Origin of the sequence: Paenibacillus sp. FSL H3-0321 (genome assembly GCF_038002865.1) — a bacterium.
Lineage (GTDB): Bacteria > Bacillota > Bacilli > Paenibacillales > Paenibacillaceae > Paenibacillus_AQ.
On the sequence record NZ_JBBODH010000001.1, the window covers coordinates 2,893,543 to 2,907,487 of the forward strand.

Genomic DNA, 13,945 nt, shown 5'->3' on the forward strand with positions numbered 1-13,945 from the left:
TGTACTCTCCCCCTCTTAAACGTGAGTCGTATTCAGCACAAGCACGATCAGACTGACAGTCAGGTAATTAATGGAGAAGAAGAAGTTCTTCTTCGCCCAGGCATCGTCATCCTTTGCTTTGAAGCCCGTCAATGTCAAGTACAGCCAGGCAACGGACAACGCGGCAGAAATAACAAGGTAGAATATCCCTGCATAATCATAAACGTACATCAGAACCGGAATCGGCAGCAGCAATGCCACATAGGGAATCATCTGGAACTTGGTGCGGCGTGTTCCCTTAACGACTGGAAGCAGCGGAAATCCCGCAGCTCTGTACTCTTCCTTCCGGCGGATGCCCAGAGCCCAGAAATGGGGCGGCTGCCACAGAAACAGCATTGCGAACAGCAGCCAGGCACCGAGATCCACATTACCTGTAACTGCAACATATCCGATAACCGGAGGCATGGCTCCCGAGATTGCACCTACAGAAGTACTCCAAGTAGATGTTCTTTTCAGCCAAAGGGTGTAAACTACTACGTAAACGAACATGCCGAGTATGCCGAACAGCCCGCTAAGCACACCGGAGAATGCAAACAGCACAGCAAGACCGGCAATGCCAAGCCCGATGGCATAGAGCAGAACCGTATTCGGCTTGAGTCGGCCCGTAGGCAGGCCGCGTTCACGGGTTCGTTCCATCTTCATATCCAGGTCGCGGTCAAAATAATTATTAAATACACAGGCCGAAGCCATGACTAGCATTGTACCGAGCAAGGTCAGAATTAATCGGCCGTATTGCACGTCCCAGCCCGAAGCCACCCAGTATCCTGCAAAAGCAGCGATAAGATTGGAGCGGATAATGCCGGGTTTCGTCACTGTAATAAAGTCACGCCAGCTTGCACCTTCCTTGGGTGATTTGGCAGACATGGCTGCGGAATCGGAAGAAGCTTGATATCTCAATTGATTGTCCACGTTTGGTGTTCCTCCTTCTAAGGGACTTCTAACGTTCCGCCGGAGTCAAGAACCGTTTTATCGTTCTTAATTAAGAATTTTTACCACTCCGCTGTTAACTTTATCATATCAAACCGGGAAAGACTTTGACAATCATTGACCAAGATGTTCATCAATTTGACAATTACGTGAAAATATTTATTTCCTCCTCCCTAAATAACTGGACGCAAAATTGGGTAGTTATTAATAGAGAACTTCCGTACAAAGGAGATCTGACCAATGGATACTGCTACACATTTTGTTATGGGCCTGGGACTGGCCGGCCTTTCCTTCGTTGATCCCGCCGTCGCCTCCCATGGAACACTGGCCGGGGCTGTCATGGTAGCCACTGTACTGGCCTCGCAAGCACCGGATGCCGATACTGCGTTGCGTCTCAAGGACAATGCGCTTTATATCCGCAATCACCGGGGAATCACCCATTCCCTGCCATTCCTGCTGCTGTGGCCGGCTTTGATCACACTGGTGATCGGACCGCTATTCGGATTTACCGATGTACCTTCTCTTAGCCATATTGCTCTGTGGAGCTTCATCGGCGTAGCCGTTCATGTATTCTCCGATTTGTTCAACACGTATGGGACACAGGCCGCGCGTCCATTCACAGAGAAATGGATTGCCTGGAATATTATCCACATTTTTGATCCGTTTATATTCGGCAGCCATGCCGCGGCAATTATTCTCTGGATCAGCGGGATGATTCCACCGGCACCTTTGTTTATCACCCTGTATGCCAGTATCGTGATTTATTATATTTGGCGGACCCTCGTGCATGCCCGGATTACGCGCAATATCAAGAACAAAGATATGCATCATAATGCCGGCGACCGTTATTATGTCATCCCCACGATCTCGCCATCGCGCTGGAATGTGGTCAAAGCCAAACCGGACGGCAGCTATAACGTCGGATTACTGAGCGGCGGGCGGCTGGAATGGTTCAAACATGCGGTGTGCTCCACCCACCCCGCTGTAGAACATTCCAAATCCCATCCGGACATTCAGGCATTTCTATATTTCACCTCATATGCTGTAGCCGAGGTCGAGGAATTGCCCTCCGGTTATATTGTACGCTGGGGCGATGTGCGTTATTTACACCGCAAGCAATTCCCTTTCGTAGCGGTGCTTGTAATGGATAACCAATATCATCCGCTCAACACTTATGTAGGCTGGCTCAGCAGCGAGAAACTGGATGAAAGGTTCGCCATTGATCCGGGCTCTGTAAAGCTGTAGTCAATAGCAGAAGGCGCCCGGTTTCCGGACGCCTTCTTTGCTCTGCCATGAATTACCGCTCTTGACGCCTGCCGCAACATAAGGCACAATCACCATAAAGCGTTTTCATTTAATTTTAGATGTTTATTAAGCATCATTTATTACTGCATATTATATAGTTCCTTATATTACAAAAAAAATCCGCAGCACATAAACGCTGCGGGATCATTCACTTACTATTATTAGAAAGGAAGGCTGGCAATTATGGGTAAAGGTCTGTCGCTTTGGTTCGCATGTTCTTCGATTCTAATGCTAACAGCTGCTTCTATCTCCATCAGCTTTAATATCTGGCTTGCGCTCCTGCTTGGCGTTCTCTGTGTCCTGAACATCGGCTGGGGGTTTATTCTCAAAGCCAGACTGAGACGCAAAGCGGAGGCAAGGCAGGCCTCTTAACGTAACGGGAGGAAACCCATCCGTTCCTTAACGGCGGCAAGGTTCTGCGCCGCCACGATGCGGGCGCGTTCCGCGCCTTCGGCAAGAATATCACCAAGCGTGCCGGAGCTGCGGATTTCATAATATTTCTGCTGAAGCGGCTCTAGCGTAGCCACCAGCACTTCACCAAGATCCTTTTTGAATCCTCCATACATTTGCCCTTCATAACGGTCGGCAATCTGCTGCAGGCTCATTCCCGAGCACTCGGCATAAATGCTCATCAGATTGCTGATCTCAGGCTTGTTTGCGGGATCATACACCACTTCACGGCCGGAGTCCGTCGTAGCACGGCTGATTTTTTTGCGGATCACATCCGGCGGATCAAGCAGTGCGATATAGCTGCCCGCATTTGGATTGCTTTTGCTCATTTTTTTGCTGGCGTCGTCCAGCGACATAATACGTGCGCCCACTTCAGGAATATACGGCTCCGGAACCGTGAAGAATTCCCCAAAACGGTGATTGAAACGTCCGGCCAGATCTCTCGTCAATTCCAGATGCTGCTTCTGATCCTCGCCAACCGGTACGAGATCGGCATTGTAAATGAGGATATCGGCAGCCATCAGCGATGGATAGACGAACAGGCCTGAGCCCACAGAATCCTTCCCGGAAGACTTATCCTTGAACTGGGTCATCCGCTCCAGCTCACCCATTGCAGTCAGCGTAGTCATGATCCAGCCCAGCTCGGCATGCTGTGGTACATGGGACTGCATATAGACATTTGAGATTGCCGGATCAATGCCTGCAGCAAGATAAAGTGCCGCTACCGATTCTGAATTTTCCCGCAGTGCGGCAGGCTCCTGAGTAACAGTAATGGCATGAAGATCCACTACCATGAAAAAGCACTCATACTCTTTTTGCAGTTTTACGAAATTTTTGATCGCTCCGATATAGTTCCCAAGTGTCAGTGAACCACTGGGCTGGATGCCCGACAATACTTTTTTAGCCATCGAATTACCCTCCATAAAATGTAATTTCCACTTTCGAAGAACACAAAAAGGCCCCACATCCGCAAGGGACGTGAGACCGTGGTACCACCCTTATTCGCTGCTTGAGGGGTCCATAGAGGACATCAGCAAACAGCCTTTGCTTCCGGTAACGGGGAAGTGCCGGCCGGTCTACTGAGGCTCTCCAGCCCGTTCAAGCGCGGCGCTCAAGGGTCCATTCATACGGAAGTGTCCCGCCGGTTCACATCAGCCACCGGCTTTCTGAAGGTGCAGTTCCCGCCTACTTGTCCCTGTCATCGCATTGTCATCGTTCATTAATGCATTCATCATAGAGCGATACTGAGAAGATGTCAAATCCGTTAACCACAAAAACATAAATCTGTTATGATAAGGTTATTCGCATTCTTTCAGATTAAGTTAAAGGAGCATATCTCTCATGAAACAGGTGACCAAAGGGCAGTGGGGCGGCTATGATACCTATATTTTACATAGCTGCGAACTTGAACTCACGCTTTTGCCGCGACTGGGAAACAACATTATCTCCTTGTGGGACCGTAAGGAGAATCGGGAAATCCTTCGCCGGCCTGATGAAAGCGACATATCTTTTTATCTGCAGAAGCCTTACCATTTCGGTATTCCGCTCTTAGTTCCACCCGGACGAATCCGCAAGGGGCAATTTCAATTTGAGGGTACAAGCTACCAGTTTGATCAGAATACGGACGGGGACAATCATATTCATGGACTGCACCGGACGCAGAGCTGGTGTGTCAGCGATATTGAAGAGGACGAAGAAGGCTGTGCGGTGACGACGGAATTCAATACCGGTGACGACGCTAACTGGATGAGGCAATTTCCTGTTCCTCTGAGATTCGAAATGACGTTCCGGCTTCAGGATGCCCGTGTTCAGCAAACTCTTAAGGTCACTCACTTAGGAGACACAGTCATTCCATTCGGGATTGGCTATCACACCTGGTTCATGATTGACGGTGAGCCCGGCCGCTGGAAACTGAATTTGCCCGTAGAAAGCATTTATGAACTGAACAACGAGCTCCTGCCCAGCGGCAGCCTGCTGCCGCTCGGTGATTTGGAAGCCTTTAACCAAGGAATGAATCTTCAAGGTACTAATTTGGATACTGTGCTAAGAATCGGAAAAAAGCAGCCCGCAGAAGCCTTGCTGCTCCGTGATGACGGATATGGGCTTCGCTATACTGCAGACAAAGATTACTTCCGTCATTGGGTGGTATATACGAAAGGGCCTGCAGAGCAGTTTCTGTGCATCGAACCCTACACATGGCTGCCGGATGCTCCGAATATCCCAAAGAACCCTTCCTTTACAGGACTCATTACCTTGCAGCCCGGCCAGACGCTTGCGCTTTCCAGCATGCTCGAAATACTCTATCCTTAACTTCTTAATTTCATATAATTACCATCCTTAAATTCTTTCGAAATCGTGCATGAATTCATCTCCTCGCGCTCATACTATCTTCACAACGGGCGAAGGAGGTGACACACATGGGTCAAGCAGGTCAACAAGGTCGTAGCAGCCGTAGTAATAACCTGGTCGTGCCTCAAGCGAATGCAGCGCTGCAGCAGTTGAAATATGAAGCAGCACAAGAGCTTGGAGTAACGATTCCACAAGACGGTTATTATGGTAACTACACTTCCCGCGAAACCGGTTCTTTGGGAGGATACATCACCAAACGTCTGGTACAACTGGCAGAGCAACAACTGTCCGGTCGTTCGTAGTCGCCTTATCATTAAGTGATTTATCCGGTAGGGCTAACGCCTGAAACGGAGTAGCTTCTCAGCCCGTCTGCGCTTCTCGTCGAAGCGCAGGCGGGCTTTTAGCTTGTGTAGCTATGTATAATTTCAGCCGTAATTTTGATCAGAATTGTCAGCAGAATTACGGGGATAGCGGATCATCAGGTTGGCCATATTGTAATTGGACTCCAGGATCGCATCTACAACCACCATTCCCTGGCGGACGGCGAACTCATAGCTGATCTCACCATGCGTCCAGCGCCGTTTGTATTTCAGACTCTCCAGCGCCATAAGCCGGAAGGAGGATAACTGGCCTGAGTTCAACCCCTCCTGCTCATCCTTAAATACACCACTTCGTCCAGACAGCGGATTATGGCGGATCCCAAACTTACCGATGACATTATTTCTGATTTGCACAAAAACCGTGCCGGAAGACAGTCCAGACAATTCCTCTTGCAGCTCCTTGAATACCAAATCCATCTGTCTTGCCAGCGATAGCTCTTCTGTCCTGAGCATATTGTACCTCCTAAAAGTTTTGTGAGCATTGCTTCTTGAAGTTCTATTCTTCGTACAAAACTTGCTTCATAAGCTTCCGCTTCGTTTTGTGAGAGCACTGCTTCTTGATTATTCTTCGTACAAACCACCTTCGTATTTCTTTCCTAGCAGGCCTTATATAAGGCTTTAGGCTCATTATAGGGCAGTACTTTACAAGGTACAACATTATTCAACATAATTGGGTTAAAATCCCTATATGTGCGCAATCTTTATTAAAAATCCAATAAATTCCACTATAATCCGATCGCTTTCGACACTATACAGCGCAAAAAAAAGCCCCGATAAAGGGGCTTTTGCGTATTCACACCAGTTCTGAGCGAATTGATTTCCATTCGACAAAAAATTCTTGTCTTAGTTTTGTCATATTCTCGGTCAGATTAGTTTGTCATTGCAAGGAATTCGTTGATATCCGCTACAATCAGATCTACGGCTCCCTGCCAGAAATCCGGCTCCGTAAGGTCTACTCCTAGATGTTTGGAGACCAGATCCTCCAATGTCATTACCCCTGTATCCCGCAGCAAATTATCATACTTGTCAGCGAATGAAGGCCCTTGCTCCAGCGCAAGCCGGTACAATCCCGTGCTGAACATATACCCTACGGTGTAAGGGAAATTGTAGAACGGCACATCCGTAATGTAGAAATGCAGCTTAGAGGCCCAGAAATGCGGGTGATACTCTGACAACACACCACAGAAGGCTTCTTTCTGAGCTTCCTCCATCAGTGCCGACAACTCTTCCGCGTTCACAAGACCTTCCTTGCGTTTTTCGTAAAAGCGGGTTTCGAACAAGAAGCGGGCGTGGATGTTCATAAAAAAGGCAACGCTGTTCTGAATTTTCGCCTCAAGCAGCGCCAGCTTCTCCTCCGGATCAGCAGCTGCCTTCACCTGTGCATCGGATACAATGACTTCTGCGAAGGTAGAGGCGGTCTCTGCTACATTCATCGCGTAATTCTGGTTGAACAGCGGCTGGTCATCCAGCAGGAAAGAGTGGTAGGCGTGTCCAAGCTCATGCGCCAATGTCGACACATTGGAAGGCGTGCCGCTGTATGTCATAAATATGCGGGATTCCTTGCTCTCCGGGAAGGAGACGCAGAATCCGCCGGGACGTTTGGCCGGACGATCTTCGACCTCGATCCAGTTATTGTCGAAGGCATGCTCAGCGAAATCCGCCAGCTTCGGACTAAATTTGCGGAATTGCGTAACAATGTCTTTTGCTGCCTGATCATAAGGAATTTTGCCGGAGGATTTGCCGACAGGCGCTTCTACATCCACCCAGGCCAGTGCGTCCATACCCAGCAGTTTGGCTTTGCGCTGGAGGTAGGAGACAAGCGCCGGTTTGCTCTTGGTAATGACGTCCCACATCACGTCCAATGTTGTGTGTGACATGCGGTTGATGCCAAGCGGCTCCTTCAGCACATCCTCCCAGCCCCGGCCTTTGTACAACTTCAGCCGGAATCCTGCCAGATGATTCAGGGTATCCGCGCAATAATCTGCGGCTCCGCCCCAGGCTTCCTCCCATTTGCGGAACATGGCCTCCCGTACTTTCGGATCTTCATCATCCAGCTTATTGAAGGCCTGTCCGGCAGACAACTGTTTGGTTCCTTCCTCATCCTCATACGGGATTTGAATGGAGCCGACAATCGTTTCGTAATGCTCGCTCCAGCCATGATATCCGTCAACGGCGAGCTCAAGCGCCAGACTTTCCAGCTCCGGGCTCATCTTCTCGCGGGCTAAGTCACGGCTTTCGCTTAGTACGAAAGCAAGCGGAGCAATTTCCGGCCGGGCCATCCACTCCGTCCATACCGCATCCGACGTTTGACGCAGCACATTGTCAAATTGCGAACTGATGCCTTCGAAGCCGGCGCGCAAACCGGTCACTTTGGAGGATAACCGGACAGCTCCCTTGTCCTGCTGATTCTGGGCACCCAGGCAGCCGGCAAATTCCGACGCCTGGATCAGACGTCCGGAGCAGCTCTGCAGCAATTCGATCACAGAATCCAGGGATTTGGTGGATTCGGAATCGGCCGGGGAGACGGAAGCGGTAACCTGCTGCCGCAAGGTCTCAATATCCGCTTCAAGCTGCTTCAAGAATTCTTCAAACTGCGGAGAGGATGAACCGCCCGGAAAAATAGACTCCAGCTCCCATGTCAGTGATAATGGTTGTTTCATGTCTTCCCACCATTCCTTTGCTCTGAATTGGTTTTCTTTGTATTTGGCCTGAAGCCATGGTAAAGTGAATTACGATAACCCCAAGCCTCTGCTTTCGAGGCCAAATAGTCATATTTATTCTAATGGGTACCGCCATATGCTTCTGAGGCAGCTTTGTACGAAATGACTCTAAGCAGCTATGCTCATTAAACTTTTAGGAGGGCATCAACATGAAGCCACTGCAAATTTCACCGAAAACGGCTATAACTTTATCCAAACAGCTCGGCGTTCCCCTGGAACACTTGATGCATATGCCTCAACATATTCTGCTGCAAAAGATCGCTGAATTATCGAAGCAGCAAAGCGCTGAGACCGATGGTAAGGCTGCAGAGACGCCGCCAGCTGAGAAGGAAGAGCAATGATCCCATTCAGCCATACCTGGCCTTATGACATTATTCTTGGAGATCTGTACGTGCAGTACTGCCCGTTCTGCAACTCGGAGAATGTGCTTCTCCCCATGAAACCGAAGGAACTGCAAATCGTGCGCGACGGCAAAAAGAAACTGCTTGTCTTTCCATGCTGCAGCACTAGCCCGACAGTCATCGACAACGATGGGGACTATCTGCTGTTCGACCGCGCGGTCCGCTGACCGCCTATGGTCTCCCATTCCCTCAATCAGGCACACCTGCATAGCGCAAAAGTGAGTTTATCGCTTTTGCGCTTTTGCCGTTCATGGAGCTGCGGAAAAGGATCAGATTCCCGCCAATGCGTCCGGGTCAATGTCTTCTCCACGCATTTGTTCGCGCAGCAGGGCCCACTGCTCGCGCGCAGCCCGGATCATCGCGGCATCGGTGATTCTCTGATCGTTGATCAGACGTGAGAACCATTTCACCGCACTGTGGAACTCCCCGATACGGCGGTTCAGCTCACCGATCAGATACATCAGCCGGGCGTCATTTCCACCCATCCCGTCATTCTCAAACACCTTTACATATTCATCCAGCGAATAACGCAAAAAGCGCTGCTCCTGCGCAGAATCCCCCTGATAGCGGTACATCCAGGCAATATGATGCAGGAGGCTAGCGATAATCCGGTCTTTGTCCTTGATGCTTTGAGCGCAAATCAGTGCAAGCTTGTACGTTTCAAGTGCGAGCTCCCAGCTGCGCTTCTCCCCGAAATCCCGGGTCTTCCAACGGGTCCCCACCTGCTCATTAAAAGCTTTGCGCTGCCAGTCGACCAGCTTGTCGGCAGAGTTCTCCGTAGAGGCAAAGCCGCAGTTCGGACAGACACGCACAACATAATAATCCGGATTTTCCTCCTTGTAATAGGAGCAGAAATCCGCATCCCGGCGTATTGCTCTTTTGAGGCTCGGACGTACCCGTGAGGTTGAGAATTCCTGTTCACAGTTGCAGCACATAACTTTAATCGAGTACAAAGGTATTAATTCTGGCAAATGCCCTCATCCTTTCGCGATCAACTGCTCCTTACTCCTGGGGCATGTTAACAAAATGGTGTGCAGGTCCTGCAAGCCGACTGAGCACAAATGAACGCAGCGGTTCCTGAACACCGGTATCCTCCAGTGCTTCCTTCATACACCCCAACCACTGCTCGGCATGTTCCGGCGTGATTGGAATATGCATATGCCTTGCTCTCATCATCGGATGGCCATGGAGCTCGGAATAGAGCGCCGGTCCGCCGAAAAACTGACTGAGGAATTGATATTGCTTCTCCAGGACAGGAGTAATATCAGCAGGGAATAACGGGCTCAGCTGCGGATGAAGCTGCACTTTTGCATAGAATACTTCAACCAGACGGTGAAGCCCCTCTGCGCCCCCCAGATTGTCGAATAAGCTGTCATTTGGATTCATTGGAGGTTACCAGCTTTCTTTCATTTTAATTGAAGCGTCTGTTTTATTATACCAAAAAAAGCATTGCACCGTTAAACAATGACTTTAGGCTTATGTCATCCTGTAGAACGCAAAAAAAAGACGCTAAACCCGGTGTTTAGCGTCACATCATATTTAATAGGTCCGAAATTCCTCATCACCAGGAGGGACGAGAGAGATCCGGATAACATATACAAAAGCACAAACGAGAACTCCGGCAACTACGCTCATCACCATCACTCCATCCCTAATTATTACTCTAAAAAAGGTGTGCATTGATTAATTTAATAATATCATAATTCAAGCAAAAATGCATCGCGTCTTGTAAACGCTTTCTGCATTTTTTTTGTGATGTTTGTCCTTCTTTTGGCATACATCTAACCATAGAACTTGGAGGCGTTGACTATGATCTTGAAGAAGATTTCCGGCCCCCTGCTAGGCCTCATCTTTGCCGGCTGCATCCTGCTGATGCTGGCTCATCCGGCAAGCGCTCTGGCTGCAGCGCTGCGCGGGCTGGCCATCTGGTGGGACGTGCTGTTCCCCTCGTTGTTTCCGTTCTTTGTCATTTCCGAAATCATGCTCGGCCTCGGCATAGTTCATCTCTTCGGTGCGCTGCTGGACCCTTTGATGCGGCCGCTGTTCAATATTCCCGGCAGCGGCGGATTTGTGGCGGCCATGGGATATGTATCAGGATATCCAGTTGGTGCCAAATTAACCGCAAAGCTGCGGGAACAGGGCCTGGTCAACCGGGTGGAAGGGGAGCGCCTCGTTGCGTTCACCACCTCCTCCGATCCTATTTTTCTGCTGGGTGCCGTATCGGTCGGTTTTTTTCATGATGCTTCTTTAGGACTAGTCCTGGCGCTTGCCCATTACGGAGGGGGCTTGATCGTAGGGCTGCTGATGTCCTTCCATGGACGGAAAGAACATACCTTATCCGCTAAAATTCAGTCTCCCCCTAGTGGACAAAACTCCGGGCGGCTGCGCATGGCATTGAGCTCCATGGCCGAAGCCCGGCGCAGGGACGGGCGGAGCTTCGGCGAGCTGCTTATGGGTGCTGTGCAATCCTCGCTGCTGCTTATTATTGTCGTAGGAGGGCTGGTTGTATTCTTCACCGTGCTGATGGAGCTGCTGGCCCGTGCCGGAATCATGTCGACACTGTTCGGACTGACAGACCGTATCCTCTCTCTGGCAGGGTTCCCCCCTGAATTATCGGCGGCACTGGTCAGCGGCCTGTTCGAGGTTACACTCGGCGCCCGTTCAGCCGGTGAGGCGACGGCTTCAATTCCGCTGCACTTCAAAGCAGCTGCTGCTGCTTTTATTCTCTCCTGGGGCGGATTATCCGTACATGCCCAGGTCGCAAGCATCCTGAATGGCACAGGACTGCGTTATCTCCCCTTCATGCTTGCCAGACTGGTTCACGCCTTTCTGTCAGCAGGCTTGCTGCTGCTGCTCTGGAAGCCCGTCATAAGCTCCGGGTTGTCAGAGCATTGGAATTCATTGCCTGCCGCTTCCGGACTTGCTTCTCCCGCCTCTGCTTTCGTCTCCAGTCTAAGCCTGCTTGGCCTGCTGCTGGGTGGGGCTTTGCTGCTGTCGCTGCTTATAATGCTATCCGGCATAGCAGCGCGCACATGGCGGCGGCATTAATCCTGAAAGGATACTGAACAATATACGCAAGGAGGGCAGTCTTTTCATCGCACTAATATTGTGTTCCGGGTCAAGATTGATTATGATCGGTGTATGACTGAATCATACAAAGGAGCCTGTACATCTTGAGATATTATGTTCTGGACCGCGGAGACGAATTGTCCATTAAACTTGCGGAGCAATTTCACAAGCTGGCGGCGGAGCGAAACCTGGAGCTGGATGCCGAATCTCCTGAAATCGTCATTTCTATTGGCGGTGACGGAACTATGCTGCACGCTTTTCATACTTTTATCGATCAGATTCCCAATTTGGCTTTTGTAGGTGTGCATACCGGACATTTGGGCTTCTATGCGGATTGGCAAGCGGAAGAGCTTCCGACACTGATCGACTATATGTGCGGAGTGGGTGATTCCATGCCTCATAAACCGCGTATCGTGCAGTATCCGCTGCTAGAACTGGAAATTCATAAAAAATCAGGTTCCACCTCGCATATTGCCCTGAATGAGTTCACCCTTAAAGGTGTTGACGGAACTGTGGTCATCCAGATTGACATTAATGACGTTACCTTCGAGATGTTCCGCGGCGACGGCTTATGCCTCTCTACGCCATCAGGCAGCACCGCCTACAACAAAAGTCTTGGAGGCGCTATGGTGCATCCGTCGATTGAAGCGCTGCAAATTGCCGAAATTGCATCGATCAACAATCGTGTGTTCCGTACGATGGGTTCACCGTTGCTGCTGCCCAAACATCATCACTGCGACATCTTTTCCCGCAAAGACCAGCGCCTGCTGCTGACGATTGACCATAACAATATTCCAGTGGATGACCTGGTCTCCGTCCGTTGCCAGGTATCCGACAAAAAAATCAGCTTTGCCAGATACCGCCCGTTTCCTTTCTGGAACCGTGTCCGTGAAGCCTTTCTGGTCTAGGGAGCTGGTCCTAATTTCAGAGGTGGGAAAGCCGGGAATGCAACGACATTCCCGGCTCTTTTATGCTTAGGGCGTTTAACAAACTCCTCTATTACAGCTAACACAAGTTGATAGACAGGGAGAATTTCCATTGGTATAATGAACCTATTTTACATAGTTATGTTTATTTTAAAGGAGAGAATAACCGTTGAAAAAATTAATATCTTTATTAGGCACCAGCCTGTTGGCACTTGTGCTGGCAGTCCCCGCTTTTGCTGCAGAACAACCGATTAAGGTCTATATTAACGGCAGCAATGTTTCATTCACTGCGGGTACTCCTTACCTTAAGAATAATACTGTACTCGTTCCTTTCCGTGTCATCTTCGAAAAGCTTGGACTTCAGGTGCTCTATAATGCCCAGACGGGAACCATCACCGGCACCAGCTCCTCGCTTAAGCTCAGCCTCAAAATCGGCAGCAACCGGGCTACCCTGAACGGAACCGTCAAAAAAATGAGTACAGCGCCCCTCTCCATCGGCGGCACTACTTATATTCCTTTGCGTTTCATTGCTGAAGCTACCGGCGGCACAGCCGTCTGGGACTCTGGCAGCAGAAGCGTCAAGATCAAAGCCGCTGTGTCCACTGTCACCGACGAGAAGGATATTACGGCCTTAATTCATTTGGCCAATCAATATTATAATACTGAACAAGCCAGTCGCTTTTATTCGCTTGTGGATGCAGGTGAGGACGTTACGGGAATGGTAGCCGATATGGATTCATCCTTTGAGCTGTATGATGTCAAGAATACAATAGAAAGCCTCAAGGTGCTGCAAATTCAGGGAAATGAAGCGACTGCCGTCACGGTTGAGAAAGCTGTTCGAACCGGCGGCGTTTATATTCCTGACGAGAACATTGAATATTTGTATGAGCTCGTCCGTAAGGACGGGAAATGGAAGATCGCCTCGATGGAGGTGCAAGACAGAACGGTGCTCCTGACCCGTGAACAGGGAATGACAGCAGCAGTGCTGCCGCAAGCTACAGCAACAACCATCAAAGATAAACTCAGCAAGTATTATCAATATATGAGCGCTGAGAATACGGATGCTATCTCCGCCCTGATGACCTCATACGGGGAGGAGTACGATGCGGCAACAAAGTCAGATATGCAGGATTATTTTGATACCTATGATCACCGCTATACCCTGAATAACTCGAATATCTTCTATTATTCTAACGAAGAAGCCGCTGTGTATGCGGAAACCACCATTAAGGATGCCGATAGCGGGGAGAGCTACAAGCAGTCACTCATCTTCCTCTTTGTGAAGTCAGAAGACGGTGCGTGGACGGTTGACGAAACCTATAACCTTAGCTTTGATGGTGATCAATCATAATCTTAAGACAGACAGCTGTAATGCATCA

At 49.7% G+C, this 13,945-nt stretch carries 15 protein-coding genes; 9 read left to right on the forward strand and 6 right to left on the reverse strand.

Features of this window, described 5'->3' with window-relative positions; all coding sequences use genetic code 11:
• Positions 1–15: 15 nt before the first annotated feature.
• Complete coding sequence (gene cyoE, locus MHI45_RS12715; RefSeq protein WP_038596177.1) at positions 16–948, reverse strand: heme o synthase; 933 nt, start codon at positions 946–948, stop codon at positions 16–18.
• 258 nt (positions 949–1,206) lie between these two features.
• Here cyoE and MHI45_RS12720 point away from each other — a divergent pair, with 258 nt between their 5' ends.
• Together MHI45_RS12720 and MHI45_RS12725 are read left to right on the forward strand one after the other, a co-directional pair.
• Positions 1,207–2,211 carry a metal-dependent hydrolase gene (locus tag MHI45_RS12720; RefSeq protein WP_340896695.1) on the forward strand — a complete coding sequence of 335 codons (1,005 nt, stop codon included), beginning with the start codon at positions 1,207–1,209 and terminating at the stop codon, positions 2,209–2,211.
• 243 nt (positions 2,212–2,454) lie between these two features.
• Positions 2,455–2,643, forward strand: coding sequence for a hypothetical protein (locus MHI45_RS12725; protein WP_038596181.1), 189 nt, complete (start codon positions 2,455–2,457; stop codon positions 2,641–2,643).
• On the opposite strand, the gene trpS is transcribed toward MHI45_RS12725, so the two are convergent.
• Positions 2,640–3,629 (reverse strand): tryptophan--tRNA ligase, encoded by a 990-nt coding sequence (gene trpS / locus MHI45_RS12730; protein ID WP_340896693.1) that lies wholly within the window; start codon positions 3,627–3,629, stop codon positions 2,640–2,642. The two genes, MHI45_RS12725 and trpS, sit on opposite strands and share 4 nt — an antisense overlap.
• A gap of 433 nt (positions 3,630–4,062) precedes the next feature.
• On the opposite strand from trpS, the gene MHI45_RS12735 reads away from it, so the two are divergent.
• Together MHI45_RS12735 and MHI45_RS12740 are read left to right on the forward strand one after the other, a co-directional pair.
• Entirely contained in the window at positions 4,063–5,031 is a 969-nt protein-coding gene (locus MHI45_RS12735) for an aldose 1-epimerase (protein WP_340896691.1), read from the forward strand.
• 107 nt (positions 5,032–5,138) lie between these two features.
• Positions 5,139–5,372, forward strand: coding sequence for an alpha/beta-type small acid-soluble spore protein (locus tag MHI45_RS12740; RefSeq protein ID WP_038596187.1), 234 nt, complete (start codon positions 5,139–5,141; stop codon positions 5,370–5,372).
• A gap of 123 nt (positions 5,373–5,495) precedes the next feature.
• On the opposite strand, the gene MHI45_RS12745 is transcribed toward MHI45_RS12740, so the two are convergent.
• Positions 5,496–5,903, reverse strand: a complete 408-nt coding sequence (locus tag MHI45_RS12745; RefSeq protein ID WP_340896688.1) for an O-methyltransferase — start codon at positions 5,901–5,903, stop codon at positions 5,496–5,498.
• Between the two features lie 416 nt (positions 5,904–6,319).
• Positions 6,320–8,110 (reverse strand): M3 family oligoendopeptidase, encoded by a 1,791-nt coding sequence (locus MHI45_RS12750; RefSeq protein WP_340896687.1) that lies wholly within the window; start codon positions 8,108–8,110, stop codon positions 6,320–6,322.
• 209 nt (positions 8,111–8,319) lie between these two features.
• Between MHI45_RS12750 and MHI45_RS12755 the strand changes: the two genes are divergently transcribed.
• The gene (locus MHI45_RS12755) at positions 8,320–8,511 is read left to right on the forward strand and encodes a YycC family protein (RefSeq protein WP_340896686.1); all 192 of its coding nucleotides are present in this window, start codon (positions 8,320–8,322) and stop codon (positions 8,509–8,511) included.
• Positions 8,508–8,738: a hypothetical protein gene (locus MHI45_RS12760; RefSeq protein ID WP_038596195.1), complete on the forward strand. Its 231-nt coding sequence runs from the start codon at positions 8,508–8,510 to the stop codon at positions 8,736–8,738. The genes MHI45_RS12755 and MHI45_RS12760 overlap by 4 nt, the downstream gene beginning before the upstream one ends.
• 102 nt (positions 8,739–8,840) lie before the next feature.
• Here MHI45_RS12760 and MHI45_RS12765 read toward each other — a convergent pair whose 3' ends face one another.
• Both MHI45_RS12765 and MHI45_RS12770 read right to left on the reverse strand, forming a co-directional pair.
• The gene (locus MHI45_RS12765) at positions 8,841–9,542 is read right to left on the reverse strand and encodes a DUF2225 domain-containing protein (RefSeq protein ID WP_340896685.1); all 702 of its coding nucleotides are present in this window, start codon (positions 9,540–9,542) and stop codon (positions 8,841–8,843) included.
• A gap of 31 nt (positions 9,543–9,573) precedes the next feature.
• Positions 9,574–9,957, reverse strand: coding sequence for a globin domain-containing protein (locus MHI45_RS12770; protein WP_340896684.1), 384 nt, complete (start codon positions 9,955–9,957; stop codon positions 9,574–9,576).
• A 423-nt stretch (positions 9,958–10,380) separates the two neighbouring features.
• Between MHI45_RS12770 and ylbJ the strand changes: the two genes are divergently transcribed.
• The 3 genes from ylbJ (at position 10,381) to MHI45_RS12785 (ending at position 13,917) form a co-directional block, all read left to right on the forward strand.
• Positions 10,381–11,619, forward strand: coding sequence for a sporulation integral membrane protein YlbJ (gene ylbJ, locus MHI45_RS12775; protein ID WP_340896683.1), 1,239 nt, complete (start codon positions 10,381–10,383; stop codon positions 11,617–11,619).
• 125 nt (positions 11,620–11,744) lie between these two features.
• Positions 11,745–12,548: an NAD kinase gene (locus tag MHI45_RS12780; protein WP_340896682.1), complete on the forward strand. Its 804-nt coding sequence runs from the start codon at positions 11,745–11,747 to the stop codon at positions 12,546–12,548.
• 187 nt (positions 12,549–12,735) lie between these two features.
• Positions 12,736–13,917, forward strand: coding sequence for a copper amine oxidase N-terminal domain-containing protein (locus MHI45_RS12785; protein WP_076112532.1), 1,182 nt, complete (start codon positions 12,736–12,738; stop codon positions 13,915–13,917).
• Positions 13,918–13,945: the final 28 nt, after the last annotated feature.

Coding starts and splice junctions, on each gene's coding strand:
- MHI45_RS12720 (WP_340896695.1), top strand. CDS start 1,207: ATGGATACTGCTACACATTTTGTTATGGGCCTGGGACTGGCCGGCCTT.
- MHI45_RS12755 (WP_340896686.1), top strand. CDS start 8,320: ATGAAGCCACTGCAAATTTCACCGAAAACGGCTATAACTTTATCCAAA.
- MHI45_RS12760 (WP_038596195.1), top strand. CDS start 8,508: ATGATCCCATTCAGCCATACCTGGCCTTATGACATTATTCTTGGAGAT.
- MHI45_RS12750 (WP_340896687.1), bottom strand. CDS start 8,110: ATGAAACAACCATTATCACTGACATGGGAGCTGGAGTCTATTTTTCCG.
- trpS (WP_340896693.1), bottom strand. CDS start 3,629: ATGGCTAAAAAAGTATTGTCGGGCATCCAGCCCAGTGGTTCACTGACA.
- MHI45_RS12745 (WP_340896688.1), bottom strand. CDS start 5,903: ATGCTCAGGACAGAAGAGCTATCGCTGGCAAGACAGATGGATTTGGTA.
- MHI45_RS12770 (WP_340896684.1), bottom strand. CDS start 9,957: ATGAATCCAAATGACAGCTTATTCGACAATCTGGGGGGCGCAGAGGGG.
- MHI45_RS12725 (WP_038596181.1), top strand. CDS start 2,455: ATGGGTAAAGGTCTGTCGCTTTGGTTCGCATGTTCTTCGATTCTAATG.
- MHI45_RS12735 (WP_340896691.1), top strand. CDS start 4,063: ATGAAACAGGTGACCAAAGGGCAGTGGGGCGGCTATGATACCTATATT.
- ylbJ (WP_340896683.1), top strand. CDS start 10,381: ATGATCTTGAAGAAGATTTCCGGCCCCCTGCTAGGCCTCATCTTTGCC.
- MHI45_RS12740 (WP_038596187.1), top strand. CDS start 5,139: ATGGGTCAAGCAGGTCAACAAGGTCGTAGCAGCCGTAGTAATAACCTG.